General features: G+C 71.7%; 15 protein-coding genes. 4 read left to right on the top strand and 11 right to left on the bottom strand.

Annotated elements, in window-relative coordinates; all coding sequences use genetic code 11:
• Positions 1 to 126: 126 nt before the first annotated feature.
• From ACQPZF_RS31725 to ACQPZF_RS31715, 3 genes are all read right to left on the bottom strand, one after another.
• A complete protein-coding gene (locus tag ACQPZF_RS31725; RefSeq protein WP_433263259.1) occupies positions 127 to 954 on the bottom strand; it encodes a hypothetical protein in 828 nt (275 codons plus the stop codon).
• A gap of 202 nt (positions 955 to 1,156) precedes the next feature.
• Positions 1,157 to 1,690: a YbaB/EbfC family nucleoid-associated protein gene (locus tag ACQPZF_RS31720; RefSeq protein WP_433274782.1), complete on the bottom strand. Its 534-nt coding sequence runs from the start codon at positions 1,688 to 1,690 to the stop codon at positions 1,157 to 1,159.
• Between the two features lie 127 nt (positions 1,691 to 1,817).
• Entirely contained in the window at positions 1,818 to 2,186 is a 369-nt protein-coding gene (locus ACQPZF_RS31715; RefSeq protein ID WP_433263257.1) for an FKBP-type peptidyl-prolyl cis-trans isomerase, read from the bottom strand.
• A gap of 136 nt (positions 2,187 to 2,322) precedes the next feature.
• On the opposite strand from ACQPZF_RS31715, the gene ACQPZF_RS31710 reads away from it, so the two are divergent.
• Positions 2,323 to 4,263: a beta-propeller domain-containing protein gene (locus ACQPZF_RS31710; RefSeq protein WP_433263254.1), complete on the top strand. Its 1,941-nt coding sequence runs from the start codon at positions 2,323 to 2,325 to the stop codon at positions 4,261 to 4,263.
• Here ACQPZF_RS31710 and ACQPZF_RS31705 read toward each other — a convergent pair.
• The 5 genes from ACQPZF_RS31705 to ACQPZF_RS31685 all read right to left on the bottom strand — a co-directional run bounded on the left by ACQPZF_RS31705 (position 4,256) and on the right by ACQPZF_RS31685 (position 6,728).
• On the bottom strand, positions 4,256 to 5,008 hold the full coding sequence (locus ACQPZF_RS31705; RefSeq protein ID WP_433274780.1) for an EI24 domain-containing protein: 753 nt from the start codon (positions 5,006 to 5,008) through the stop codon (positions 4,256 to 4,258). The genes ACQPZF_RS31710 and ACQPZF_RS31705 overlap by 8 nt on opposite strands.
• A 130-nt stretch (positions 5,009 to 5,138) precedes the next feature.
• Complete coding sequence (locus ACQPZF_RS31700) at positions 5,139 to 5,321, bottom strand: hypothetical protein (protein WP_433263252.1); 183 nt, start codon at positions 5,319 to 5,321, stop codon at positions 5,139 to 5,141.
• 78 nt (positions 5,322 to 5,399) lie between these two features.
• Positions 5,400 to 5,849, bottom strand: coding sequence for a DUF309 domain-containing protein (locus tag ACQPZF_RS31695; RefSeq protein ID WP_433263250.1), 450 nt, complete (start codon positions 5,847 to 5,849; stop codon positions 5,400 to 5,402).
• 40 nt (positions 5,850 to 5,889) lie between these two features.
• Positions 5,890 to 6,297, bottom strand: a complete 408-nt coding sequence (locus tag ACQPZF_RS31690) for a VOC family protein (protein ID WP_433263248.1) — start codon at positions 6,295 to 6,297, stop codon at positions 5,890 to 5,892.
• 23 nt (positions 6,298 to 6,320) lie between these two features.
• Positions 6,321 to 6,728 carry a helix-turn-helix transcriptional regulator gene (locus ACQPZF_RS31685; protein WP_433263246.1) on the bottom strand — a complete coding sequence of 136 codons (408 nt, stop codon included), beginning with the start codon at positions 6,726 to 6,728 and terminating at the stop codon, positions 6,321 to 6,323.
• A 32-nt stretch (positions 6,729 to 6,760) separates the two neighbouring features.
• Here ACQPZF_RS31685 and ACQPZF_RS31680 point away from each other — a divergent pair, with 32 nt between their 5' ends.
• Both ACQPZF_RS31680 and ACQPZF_RS31675 read left to right on the top strand, forming a co-directional pair.
• The gene (locus tag ACQPZF_RS31680; protein ID WP_433263244.1) at positions 6,761 to 7,807 is read left to right on the top strand and encodes a DNA polymerase IV; all 1,047 of its coding nucleotides are present in this window, start codon (positions 6,761 to 6,763) and stop codon (positions 7,805 to 7,807) included.
• Between the two features lie 174 nt (positions 7,808 to 7,981).
• Positions 7,982 to 9,283 carry a choice-of-anchor A family protein gene (locus ACQPZF_RS31675; protein WP_433263242.1) on the top strand — a complete coding sequence of 434 codons (1,302 nt, stop codon included), beginning with the start codon at positions 7,982 to 7,984 and terminating at the stop codon, positions 9,281 to 9,283.
• 85 nt (positions 9,284 to 9,368) lie between these two features.
• Here ACQPZF_RS31675 and ACQPZF_RS31670 read toward each other — a convergent pair whose 3' ends face one another.
• Positions 9,369 to 10,076 carry a S1 family peptidase gene (locus ACQPZF_RS31670; RefSeq protein WP_433263240.1) on the bottom strand — a complete coding sequence of 236 codons (708 nt, stop codon included), beginning with the start codon at positions 10,074 to 10,076 and terminating at the stop codon, positions 9,369 to 9,371.
• 281 nt (positions 10,077 to 10,357) lie between these two features.
• On the opposite strand from ACQPZF_RS31670, the gene ACQPZF_RS31665 reads away from it, so the two are divergent.
• On the top strand, positions 10,358 to 11,191 hold the full coding sequence (locus tag ACQPZF_RS31665; protein WP_433263238.1) for an ADP-ribosylglycohydrolase family protein: 834 nt from the start codon (positions 10,358 to 10,360) through the stop codon (positions 11,189 to 11,191).
• Here the strand turns inward: ACQPZF_RS31665 and ACQPZF_RS31660 are convergent.
• Both ACQPZF_RS31660 and ACQPZF_RS31655 read right to left on the bottom strand, forming a co-directional pair.
• Positions 11,179 to 12,030: an SRPBCC family protein gene (locus ACQPZF_RS31660; RefSeq protein ID WP_433263236.1), complete on the bottom strand. Its 852-nt coding sequence runs from the start codon at positions 12,028 to 12,030 to the stop codon at positions 11,179 to 11,181. The genes ACQPZF_RS31665 and ACQPZF_RS31660 overlap by 13 nt on opposite strands.
• On the bottom strand, positions 12,027 to 12,335 hold the full coding sequence (locus ACQPZF_RS31655; protein ID WP_433263234.1) for an ArsR/SmtB family transcription factor: 309 nt from the start codon (positions 12,333 to 12,335) through the stop codon (positions 12,027 to 12,029). The genes ACQPZF_RS31660 and ACQPZF_RS31655 overlap by 4 nt, the downstream gene beginning before the upstream one ends.
• Positions 12,336 to 12,400 lie beyond the last annotated feature (65 nt).

Genomic DNA, 12,400 nt, shown 5'->3' with positions numbered 1-12,400 from the left:
CCGAGTCGTTCGACCCCGTGACGCAGTGTATTTACGGTAAAAATCGATTCCGAAAAGCTTTCCGTACTAACGCAAAGGCCGTGCGCACGAATGCGCACGGCCCGGCGGTTCTCCCGCGATATTCGATCAGGAACCGGTGATCAGGCTGACCGCGCGGTCCTTGGTGGCGTCGTCCACGTCGGACACCTCGAAGTTGCGGCCCAGGATGTGCTGGATCAGCGCCGCCTCCGGCGGCAGGCCGTGCTTGCGCAGGTAGTGCGGCACGGCGCCGGCCCAGATCCAGGTGCCGTCGGTGCGGAAGTTCAGCGGCACGTCCTGCTCGCCGGGCGCGAACTCGTCCACGTCCAGGTTCCGGGCGGCCAGCACGACCGGCGCGGACTCCAGGTAGGTCAGCAGCGCCTCGCGCAGCGGGGGCTCGACGGTAGGCCGGTTGACCACCGGGCGGCCCGCCTCGTCGCGTCCGTCGTACACGTGCGCGGTGCGCAGCTCGCCCGGCGGCACCGGCTCGACGCGTGGCGGCAGGCCGACGCGCTGGCGCAGCCAGTCCGGGATGCGGTCGTCGGCGCGGGGGAAGTTGCGCAGCTCGTCCTGGAAGCCGATCACCGGCGGCGCGTTGCGCCAGCGCGGCTCGTCCTCGGCGTTGAAGTCGACGGAGAACTGGCTCGGCGCCTCGATCTCGTAGACCGCGCTCAGCCACGTGCCGCGGTCCGGCGTGTACATGCCCGTGCGTAGCTGCCCGAATAGCTGGACCATGTCCATCGGTGGTCGCACCGGACGCCACTGCCCGTCCGGCCCGGCGAACGCCAGGTCCACCTCAAGGTGCCGCCCGGCCGCCCGGTACTCGGCCCGCACCCGCTGCCACCCCTGCGGCAGCGCGGGGAGCATGGCCCGCCCGATCTGCCGGACGAGCTGCTGCTGCTCCTGCTCGGACAGCGGTGTGGCTGGCTGACTCATGCGTCGAACACCCCTTCGGCTCCCCCCAACACGGCGTGGCTGATCTTAACGGCCACGCCGTCCGCCCGTGGTTCGGTTGGACGACTGCGCAGGTCGGCGAGCTGCGCCCGGTCCGGGGTGGACACCGGGATGCGCGGGGTCGCCGTCGGCCCAGGTCGTGGAGCAGGACTCGACCACCGGCGGGTCGTCCCGCCGGACCCGGTCACGACAGGAAGGACTGCCCGCCGAAGTCGTCCTCGTCATCCGGCCTGCGGGCGGGTGGCCTGCGCGTGGTCGGCGGCGGAGGGGGCGGCGGTGGTGGCTGGTGGTCGTCCTCGATGCCGAAGCGGATCTCGCGGTTCACCGGCGGTGCCGGCGGGTCGTCCTGCGGCGGCGCGGGGAAGTTCTTCTTGGCCTCGTTGAACAGGACGTTGGCCGTCTCGTCCTGGGTGCCGATGGTCTCGGTCATGGCCTGTTGCAGCAGTTCCGGGATGCGGGACTGCGCTCGTTGCAGGGTGCGCATCACCTCGGCCGACACCTCGGCCATCCGCTTGCCGCCGGCCGCTTCCGCGATCTCCAGGTTGGTGAGGATGCCGTTCGAGCCGATGGTGAGCCGGACCAGGCCGTCCTTCGACGCCTCGGTGATGGACAGGCCCTGCACGCGCTCGGCCATCTGCTGGTAGCGCTCGGCCTTCTGCTCGATGTTCGTCTGCCACTGTTCGAGCATCCGCTCGGACGAGCCGATGTCCTCGGGCACGGCGACTTCCCCCTTGATCACGCCGGTCGGTGGTCCACTCCAGGATGACGCAGTGGTGAACGGCCCGGTTCCGGCCGGCCGTCAAATGCTCTGAACGGAGCAGCGGCCGGAACCGGGCGCGAGTGGGCTAGTTCACGTCCAGCAGGTCCACCACGAAGATCAGCGTCTCGCCGGGCTTGATCACGCCGCCCGCGCCGCGGTCGCCGTAGCCCAGGTGCGGCGGGATGACCAGCCTGCGCCGGCCGCCGACCTTCATGCCCGCCACGCCGCGGTCCCAGCCCGCGATGACCCGGCCGCCGCCGAGCGGGAAGCTGAACGCCTCGCCCCGGTCCCAGGAGGCGTCGAACTGCTCGCCGGTGGAGTGCCCCACGCCGACGTAGTGCACGTGCACCGTCTGACCGTTCTGGGCCTCGGGGCCGTCGCCGACGGTGATGTCCTCGACCAGCAGGTCCGCGGGCGCCGGACCGTTGTGCGGTTCGACCACGGGCTTGGTCATCTTCAGTCTCCTAGCGATCGGTAGCAGTCCGGGAACGAGTCAATCACGTCCTCGGGAGAGCGTCCGATCGGCCTACGGGGGCCACTGATTCGTCGCCGCACGCAACGCGTCACCCGGTCGGGTCCGTCCTGGGGGCATGACGCGATGGACCTGGGGTAGGCGGGCGGCGCTGCTCGGCGGGGCCGCCCTGGTGGCAGTGGTGAGCGCGGCCTCGGCGGTGCCGGCGGTGTTCGACGTGCGTGCCCTCCCGCCGGCGCAGAACGTGCCGGTGGAACTGGTCGCCTTCGACACGTGTGATGCCGCGCTGGCGGAGTTGCGTGCGGCGGTGGCGCCGCACGTCGGCGTGTACGGGCTGGGCCGCGGGAACATCACGATGATGGCCGAGGCGGACGGGCGGGAGGCCACGGCCGCCGTGCCCAAATCCGCTCCGTCGGCAGCCTTCGACCAGGCCGCGCCGGAGCACTCCAAGACCAACGTGCACGAGGCCGGTGTGGACGAGCCCGACCTGGTGAAGACCGACGGCAAGCGGATCGTGACGGTCGCCGACGGCAAGCTGCGCGTGGTGGACGTCGCGTCGCGCAAGCTCACCGGCACGCTCGACATGCCCGCCGGGTTCGCGTCCCAGTTGCTGCTGCACGAGGACCGCGCGCTGGTCATCGCCGGGTCGAACATGATCCTGGAGGACCGGGGCTTCCTGCCCGGTGAGTTCGCACCCGAGAGCGGCGCGACGCTGACCCTGGTCGACCTGAAGGACACGCCGAAGGTGGTCGGCTCGCTGAAGGTCGACGGCCGGTACGTCGACGCGCGGCAGATCGGCGGCGTGGTGCGCGTCGTCGTGCACTCCGGGCCACGGCTGCCGTGGGTGTACCCGGCGGACGGCCGGTCCGAGGCGGAATCCCTGATCCACAACCGCGAACTCGTCGCCACCGCGCCCATCGAGTCGTGGCTGCCGCACTACGAGCTGACCGGTGAGGACGGGTCGCGGACGGACGGCACGCTGGTGGCGTGCGACCGGGTCAGCCACCCCGAGCAGCACTCGGCGACGTCCATGCTGTCCGTGCTGACCTTCGACTTCCCCGGCGACCTCGGCACGGGTGACGCGGTGTCGATCGTCGCGGACGGCGACACCGTCTACGGCACGGAGACCTCGCTCTACATCGCCGACGACCACCACCTGGTGCCGAACCTGCGCCGGATGCCCGCGCCGCCGACCACCACCGCGATCCACCAGTTCGACATCTCCCAGCCCGGCCCGCCGAAGCACGTGGCGTCCGGCCAGGTCACGGGCACACCGCTGAACCAGTACTCGCTGTCGGAGCACCAGGGCCACCTGCGGATCGCGACGACCGCGTTCAACGCGCCGGGCATCCCGGAGCAGCCGCCCGCGTCGCAGAGCGCGGTCACGGTGCTCAAGCGCGACGGCGCCAAGCTGGTGGAGGTCGGCAGGATCGACGGGTTGGGTGTCGGCGAGCGGATCTACAGCGTGCGGTTCGTCGGGCCGCTCGGTTACGTGGTGACGTTCCGGCAGACGGATCCCTTGTACACCTTGGACTTGTCCGACCCGGCGAAGCCGCGCAAGGTCGGCGAGCTGAAGATCACCGGGTACTCGGCGTACCTGCACCCGGCGGGCGACCGGAAGCTGATCGGCGTCGGCCAGGAGGCCACCGACCAGGGCCGGGCGCTGGGCACGCAGGTGTCGCTGTTCGACGTCGCCGACCCCGCCGCGCCGACCCGGATCGCCGGTCACCACGTCCCCGGCGGGAACTCGGAGGTCGAGTACGACGCGCACGCGTTCCTGTACTGGCCGGCCCGCGACCTGTTGGTGCTGCCCGTGATGACGTACCCGACCGCGGAGAAGCCGACCACGCCCCCGTCCGGTGGGGTGCTGGTGCTCCGCTTGCGGGACAACACTTTCACGTCACTCGGCACGGTCCAGCACACCGCCGCGCCTGCCTACGACGCCGGCGTGCGGCGGGCGCTCGTCATCGGCGACGACCTGTGGACCGTGTCGGCGGCGGGCGTTCAGGCGACCCGGATCGACGGCCTGGCACAGCAGGCGTGGGTGCCGTTCACCTGATGTCGTCGTGGAGCAGGCGGTGCGCGAGGATCGTGCCGCCTGCCATCGCCGCCGGGAAGACCACCAGCGCCGCCAACGGGATGAGGCACAGCAGGTAGGTCGGCACGGCGAACCCGAGCGTCACGGCCCGGCGCTTGCGCAGCACCCGACGCCGGACCCCGAGCTTGAGCCCGCGCCGGGTGAACGGGATGCCGGTCAACTCGATGCCGAGCAGCGTGGCGTTGACGCAGACCGCGATCACCGGCACGACCGTCTGCCCCACCACGGGGATGAACCCGGCGAGGAACAGCGGGATCGCGCACAGGATCGCCAACCCCACCAACAGGACCGCGTCCCGGATACCGACTCCGGCCGACCGCGCCCAGCTCACCCGCTGGGCCTCCGGCACACCGCCGAGGTGCTCGTCCTCGATGGTCTCCGCGATGTGCTCGTAGAACGGCCCGCCGATGACCAACGTGATGGCGGAGAACAACAGCAGCCCCACGGCCAGGTACGCGCCGATGATCGACACACCGGCGGCGAACCTCGTGGTGGTGCGGAGGGTTTCGTTCCAGTCGTCGGCGAACGGCGTGGCCCAGGCGGCGATGTCGTCGATCCACACACCCAGCGCGACCAGGCTGCCGATCAGCAGCACGGTCGTGATGAGCGCCGGGATCGCGCCGATCAGCAGCAGCTTCGGCGACCGGAACACCAGCCCGAACCCCTTGGCCAGCAGGCCGACACCGGTCGAGAAGTCGCGCAGCACCCTGATCACCGGCGGAGCATAACGGGCGGGTGCCGGCGAAGCCGAGAGCGTCCGGGGCTTTTCCGGCAACGCGCCCACCGCGGCGGTGGACCCGCTGCGGTGGGCGCGTTGCTTCAGGAATCCGGGTGCACTACCGGCGGCGGCGGAAGGAGAACGAGCGTGCGCCGGCGCCGACACCCGCCAAGTGCAGGGCCACGCACAGCAGACCTGCCAGGAGAAGCGTGCTTCCGTCGATGACGGAACCCAGCGACGCGTTGGCCAGGTCCAGCAGGAGGGCGAGCCCGAATATCACCGCGGCGATGATCGCCAACACAGGAGCCTCCTAGGGAGTAGGTGTCCTGTCTCTACCCCGCTGCCACAGCCTCCAAGCAGGCATTCGGCCCAATTCGTGCTACTTGCCGTCGGTGAGCCGGGGTGGAGCGGGGGTCACCGTGCCCGCCCACGCCACCAGGCCGGCCACGTCCACGCCGTGCGGCCGTGCGGCGCGGTACGGCTCGATGTTGCGCGCCCCGCGGGCCAACAGGCTCTTCGCGCCCCTCGCGTTGCCGCGTGCCAGGTGGGTCAAGCCCACCGCGAGTTGCGCCAAGCCCCGCCACAGCTCGCGTTCCGACTCGGGCGCGGTCTTCCAGGCGTCTTCCAGCACCTCGTGCGCGTGGAACGGCTTGCCGTCGTCCAACAGGCGCTGTGCCTCGGCCAACGACTCGGCGGGGGTGCGCGGCACACCCTCGGGTTGGCGTTCGACGCCCGGCGCGCCGTAAGGCAGCGGACGGCCCAAGCCGTCGCGCGGGCGGGCGTTGCGGGCTCGGCCGGTGTCGTCGCGGTCGCGGGGGCTGCCTTCCACGTTCTTGATCGTGGCACGGGAGGCAGCCCCCGCGCATCCGTCAGGCCTTGACCGACGAGAACCTGATCTGGTTGCCCGACGGGTCGCGGAACCCGCAGTCCCGCACGCCGTAGGGCTGGTCCACGGGCTCCTGGACGACCTCGGCGCCGGCCGCGCGAATCCGCTCGAACGTGCCGTCGAGGTCGTCCACCTGGAAGATCACGCCGTCCAGCGCGCCCTTGGCGAGCAGGCCCCGCACCACCTCGGCGTCCTCGGGCGACCGGGCCATGATCGGGTTGCACAGCACGATCTGGACTTCCGGCTGGGCCGGCGGGCTGACGGTGAGCCAGCGCCACTCCTCGAAGGGCGCGTCGGTGCGCGGTTCCAGGCCGACCACGTCCCGGTAGAACTTCAGCGCCTCGTCCTGGTCGTGCACCTGGATGAACGTGTGGGAAAGCTTGATGGTCATGACGGGGAACCTATCTGCGCTGGTCAGAGCGGGGCTTCTCGAAATCTGCTCGGTCGGGACACGGCCTTCGCCCAGCACGCGGGCACCGGTGCGGTCGCCGAGTGGTCGCGGGCCCGGTAGGCGCTGGGCGACTCGCCGACCAGTTCGGCGAACCGGGTGCTGAACGAGCCGAGCGAGGTGCAGCCGACCGCCATGCACACCTCGGTGACGCTGAGGTCGCCGCGTCGCAGCAGCGCTTTGGCGCGTTCGACGCGGCGGGTCATCAGGTAGTTGTAGGGCGTCTCGCCGTACGCGATCTTGAACTGCCGGGCGAAGTGCGAGGGCGACATGAGCGCCGCGCGTGCCATCGCCGGGACGTTCAGCGGCTCGGCGTGCTCCCGGTCCATCAGGTCGCGGGCCCGCCGCAGGTGGGCGAGTTCTTCCGGCGTCACGCGGCCAGCATGGCACGCGGATACTGGTGGACGTGTCCGAACAGGACTGGGTCCTGCACGTGGACCTCGACCAGTTCATCGCGGCGGTCGAGATCGCGCGCCGGCCCGAGTTGCGGGGCAGGCCGGTGGTCGTCGGCGGGAACGGCGACCCGACGCGGCGTGCCGTGGTGGCGACGGCGTCCTACGAGGCCCGCGAGTTCGGCGTGCACTCCGGGATGCCGTTGCGGGTGGCGGCCCGGCGGTGCCCGGACGCGGTGTTCCTGCCGTCCGACGGGCCCGCGTACGAGGCGGTGTCCGAGCACGTGATGGCGGTGCTGCGCGGGCTGCCCGTGGTGGTCGAGGTGATCGGGTGGGACGAGGCGTTCCTCGGCGCGCGGACCGACGACCCGGAGGCGTTGGCGGCGCTGGTGCGCTCGACCGTCCAGGAGCAGACCGGGCTGTCGTGCTCGGTCGGGATCGGGGACAACAAGCTGCGCGCGAAACTCGCCACCGGCTTCGCCAAGCCCGCCGGGATCTACCGTCTGACCAGGGACAACTGGGTCGAGGTGATGGCCGGCAGGCCGGTGGACGCGCTGTGGGGGATCGGGAGCCGGACTTCGGCGAAGCTCGCCGACCTGGGCATCCGCACGGTGGCGGACCTGGCGCGGTCCGACCCGGCGGAGCTGGCGAAGCGCTTCGGCCCCGCGACCGGGCCGTACTTCCACCGGCTCGCGCTGGGCGCGGGGGACACCGAGGTCAGCGCGACGCCGTGGGTGGCGCGGTCGCGGGGGCGGGAGACGACGTTCCAGCAGGACCTGGCTTCGCCCGACGAGATCCGGGAGCAGGTGCTGGTGCTGGCCCGGCGGGTGGCGGAGGACGTGCGGGCGGAGGGGCGGGCCGCCGTGCGGGTGGCGGTGAAGGTGCGGTTCGTGCCGTTCTTCACCTACACGCGGAGCGTGACGCTGCCCGAGCCGAGCGGTGAGGTCGACGCGATCGAGCGCGGCGCGCTGGCGGCGCTGGCGAAGTTCGAGCTGACGCGGGCCGTGCGGCTGCTCGGGGTGCGGGCGGAGTTCGGCGAGCCGCCGGCGGGGAGCGGGTGACCGGAACGGGATCTGCGGACCGGCCGGCGGGTTGGCCGGTCCGGGGCACGTCGGACGGCCTCGCGCCGGCGGTGAGCCGGTGCTTCACCCCGTCGAGCGGTTCTGCTTCCCCGTGGGGGTAGCCGGCGGCGTTTCCCCGCGCGCGGGTCGATCGCCGCACACAGCATCGACCGCATGTCCCGCACACACCTGCTCGGTGTCGTCGGCGCGGCGGCGCTGGTCGCTGCCGTCGCGCTCCAGGGGATCGGCGTGGCCGACCCGCTGCCCGGCGGTCTCGGTCCGTGCGTCGGCCCGCAGTGCCCCGGCAAGTTCCCGCCCGTGCACAACGGCGACTTCGCGGGGCGGGACGACGCGGTCAACATCTTCGTCGGCGGCGACTACCTGGTCCGCCACGCGGCGGTGGAGGCCGAGGGGCGGGTGGTCGTGGGCGGGTCGTTCGACCAGAACAAAGCGGCCGGCGTGGCGTCCACCTACAACATCGGCATCGTCGGCGTGGGCTCGCGGGTGCCGCCGCCGGCCGGGTCGGACTTCCTCGTCACGGGCGGCGCGGTGACCATCGCGCCGCAGCAGACCCTGCTCGCCGAGGGCGGCGCCGTGCACCACGCCGGACCTCTGACCGGCAACATCACCGGGACCGACCGCCCGGACCCGGACGCGTTCGACCCGTACGCCGGGCTGGCGCCGCAGTTGACCACCGCGAGCCGGTGCTACCAAGCGGCGGTCGCGACCGGCACGGCCGTCAACGAGGGGCATCGGACGCTGTTCACCGGTGACGGCACGTCGGCGATCCAGGTGTTCACCGTGGACTTCGACATCGCCGGGCCGAACGGCGCGCAGCAGGGCATCGAGTTCGCGGGTATCCCGGCCGGCGCGACGGTGCTGGTCAACCTGGTCGGCGCGGCGCGGCAGATCATCACCTACACCGGTGAGCTGACCGACGAGGGCCCGCTCAACCAGTTGCGCGAGCGCCTGCTGTGGAACTTCCCGGACGCGACCGCGGTGACGCTCGGCGGCACCGCCCAGTTCCAGGGCAGCGTGCTGGTGGGCAACCCGTCGAGCATGACCACGGTGACCGTGCCGGGCACCAACGGCCGCTTCTTCACGACCGGCTCGCTGACCCACGGCGGCCCGGCCAACAACGGCCAGGAGATCCACGCCTACCCGTTCAACGGCGACCTGCCGGGCTGCGCCGCTCCCACGACGACCACCACGACCACCACCACGACGTCGGAACCGACCACGACGGGCCCGACGACCGGGACGACGACGGAGCCGACTCAGCCGACGACGACGAGCGAGTCGACCGGCTCCGCGACCTCCGGCACCGCCCCGACCACGACCAGCCACGTGGACGGCGGCAGCGGCGACCTCGCCGAGACCGGCGCGAACGTCGGCTGGGTGGTCGTGATCGGCGGCCTGCTCCTGGTGGCGGGCACCTCGCTGCTCGTGCTGGTGAGCCGCCGTCGCCGCACCTGACACCGGCGGGACGCACGAAAAAAGCCTGCCCGCGCGACCGGGATTCGCCGCCGAGGTCGCGCGGGCAGGCCGTCCGGGTGGGGGATCAGACCCCGGCGACGGACTGGATCCAGGAGCGGTACCGCGTCACGTTGGTGTACGCGGTGGTGGTCTGCCGGTCACTGGTGGACGCGACGCCGATCTGCAGGCCGCCCGACATCATCGGGCCGCCCGAGTCGCCGCCGGCCGTGATGCCGTTGCCGCGACGGGCGCAGATCGCGCTGCCGCCGTAGGCGTCGGTGCACGAGCCGGACACCGTGACGTTCGCGACCTTCAGCAGGCGCGACTGGCAGTTGATCTCCGAACCACAGCGGGACGTGGCGCCCCAGCCGTAGACCTGCACGGAGGTGCCCGCGCCGGGCGAGGTGGAGGCGAGCTGGGCGTAGGTGCCGGAGACCGACTTGTCGAGCTGGACCAGGGCGAGGTCGGACGAGTGGGTCACGGTCCGCGTGCCGTTGGCCATCGTGCCGCCGGTGGTCTGGTCGAGGCTGCCGATCCGGAACGACAGCCCGCCGCCGCTGACGCAGTGCCGGGCGGTCAGGATCCACGTGGGGGCGATGATGGTCGCCGAGCACGTCTGCCGGCCGTTGGAGAACAGTCGAGCCGCCCAGGGGGCGTTCGACGCGTAGCCGCCGCCGATGATGTACGGCGTCACGCCGCCGTCCGCGGCCGGTGCGGCCGACGCGGACGGGACGAGGGCGATCATCGAGAGCAGTGCGGCTGCGAGCGCAGGGATCAACCTGGTGATTCGCAAGGTTCCTCGTTTCCGAAAGACACGCGATTACTCGCGCACAGGGTGTCTTTGGTCACGAAAAGTCGTACCACCCAAATGTGTTAAATGGGATATACCGAACTGGTTATAGTGCCACGTTAGAGTGGGTTCCGGTCCTGGTGGGACACCCGCTGCCAGCGGAATCGGTCGTTGACCGAAGTAGTGCGCGTGAATGGCCGGGAGCCTGCCGGAGGCATTGATTCGGCCATCCGAATCAATGCCCGCCGGCGCGGATGGCCGGGCGTGCGGCGATGATGTCGTCCATGTTGGTCGAACTCGCGGTCGGGGACGCGTACGGAGCGGGCTTCGAATACGCCGAACGCCGCTTCGTCGCGGCACACAACACGCTTCAGGGCTACGTCCGCCACCCTACGCACTCGGGCATCGTGCCCGGTGCGTACACCGACGACACGCAGATGACGCTGGCGCTGGCCGAGTTGATGGTCGACGGCGGCCCGTGGACGCCGGAAGCGATCGCCGACCGGTTCGTGGACGCGTTCCACCGCGACCCGCGCGACGGGTACGCGCGGGGCTTCCAGGCGTTCCTCCGGGAGGTCCGCACGGGAGAGGAGTTCCTGGCCCGCATCCGGCCGGACAGCGACAAGAGCGGCGCGGCGATGCGCGCGGCGCCGCTCGGGCTGCTGCCGACCGTGGACGAGGTGCTGCACCACACGGCGGTCCAGGCCCGCGTCACGCACGACACGCCGGACGGCGTCGCCTCGGCGTCGGCCGCCGCGCTCGCCGTGCACTACTGCCGCTTCTCGCTCGGCCCGGTCGCCGAGATCGGCGGGTGGCTCGCGGACCGGCTCGGATCGGCGGTGTGGTCGCGGCCGTGGGAGGGCAAGGTCGGCTCGAAGGGCGTGATGAGCGTGCGGGCCGCGCTGACCGCGTTGGCGGCGCACGACTCGCTGAGCGCGATCCTGCGCGCCTGCGTCGCGTTCACCGGCGACGTGGACACGGTCGCTACCGTCGCGCTGGCCGCCGCGTCCACGTCCACGCGGATCACCGCCGACCTGCCCGGCGTGCTGCTCGACGACTTGGAGAACGGCGCGTACGGCCGCGACCACCTGGCCCGGCTGGACGCTCAGCTACCGTAGCGCTCGGTCAGCTCCGCCACCCGTTCCGCCGGCCACGGGCGGTCGGTCTCGCCGAACGTGGCCGCGAAGAACCGCTCCAGGTGCACGTGCCACGCGGCCAGCGCGGTCGGGACGAACGCCGGGTCCTCGACGGTGTGCGTGAGTTCCACCGTGGTGCCCTGCTCGGGGTCGTGCCGGAACTCCCAGCGCACCCGGCCGGTCGGTGAGTCGAACTCCAGCAGCCGGGGCGGCTCGACCGCCGTCACGGGGCCCGGCGGGACGTGCGGGTTCGCCGCCCTGGCGGGCAGGCCGGCCGCGCCTCCGGTGAACAGTTCCCACACCTCGTCCAGGGGCTTCCACACCAGGTCGCGCACGAACCGCACGTCACGGCCGTCGACGCGGCCCTCGTCCAGGCCGAACCGGCGGACGTAGCGCTCCATCGGACCCAGCCACGCGGTGGGCTGCTCGAACGGGCGGTCCGCGAGCCTCGCCTCCAGCGCGGCGAGGCAGGTGTCCCAGCCCGCCGCCGTGCGGCCCGCCGAGTGCTCCGCGCCCAGCACGTGCGTGAAGACCAGCAGGCAGCCCTCGTCGTGCGGCAGGAGTTCGAACCGGAGCACGTCGGTGTTCCAGCGGAACGCGAACACCCTGGGCGGGTCCAGCTCCAGCACCTCGCCGTCGCTCGCGGAGTCCGGGAAGGCGAACCGCATGGCCTTGCCGTCGATCTCCACCTCGGCCGGGAACCAGTGCTTCAGCTCCGCCGGCTCGGTCACCGCCCGCCACACCTTGGCGGGGGAGTGCCGCAGCAGCCGCTCGAAGCGCAGCACGGGCCTGCCGTCGATCCGTCGCAGTTCGGCGCTCATCCGTCCATCCCGTCCAGTCGCTGTTCCAGGGCGTCCAGGCTGCGTTCCCACATCCGCCGGTAGGGCGCGAGCCAGGCGTCGACCTCGGCCAGCGGCTCCGTCCGCAGCCGGTACCAGCGCCGCTGCGCGTCCCGCCGCACCTCCACCAGCCCGGCTTCGCGCAGCACCTTGAGGTGCTTGGACACCGTCGGCTGGGTCAGCGCCAGCCAGTCCACCAGGTCGTTGACCGGCCGCTCGCCCGCGCGCAGCACGTCGAGGATCTCCCTCCGGTGCGGATCGGCGAGCACCGCGAACGTAGATGTCATACCGGCAATATAGCCGGGTCGGAATAAACGCTGTCAACGGCGCTGCGATGTCACCCGGTAGGGTG

The sequence above is a fragment of the Actinosynnema sp. CS-041913 genome (assembly GCF_050942485.1).
Taxonomy (GTDB): domain Bacteria; phylum Actinomycetota; class Actinomycetes; order Mycobacteriales; family Pseudonocardiaceae; genus Actinosynnema.
The sequence above is the reverse complement of the archived record's forward strand: the minus strand, read 5'-3'. Positions and strand labels throughout refer to the sequence as shown.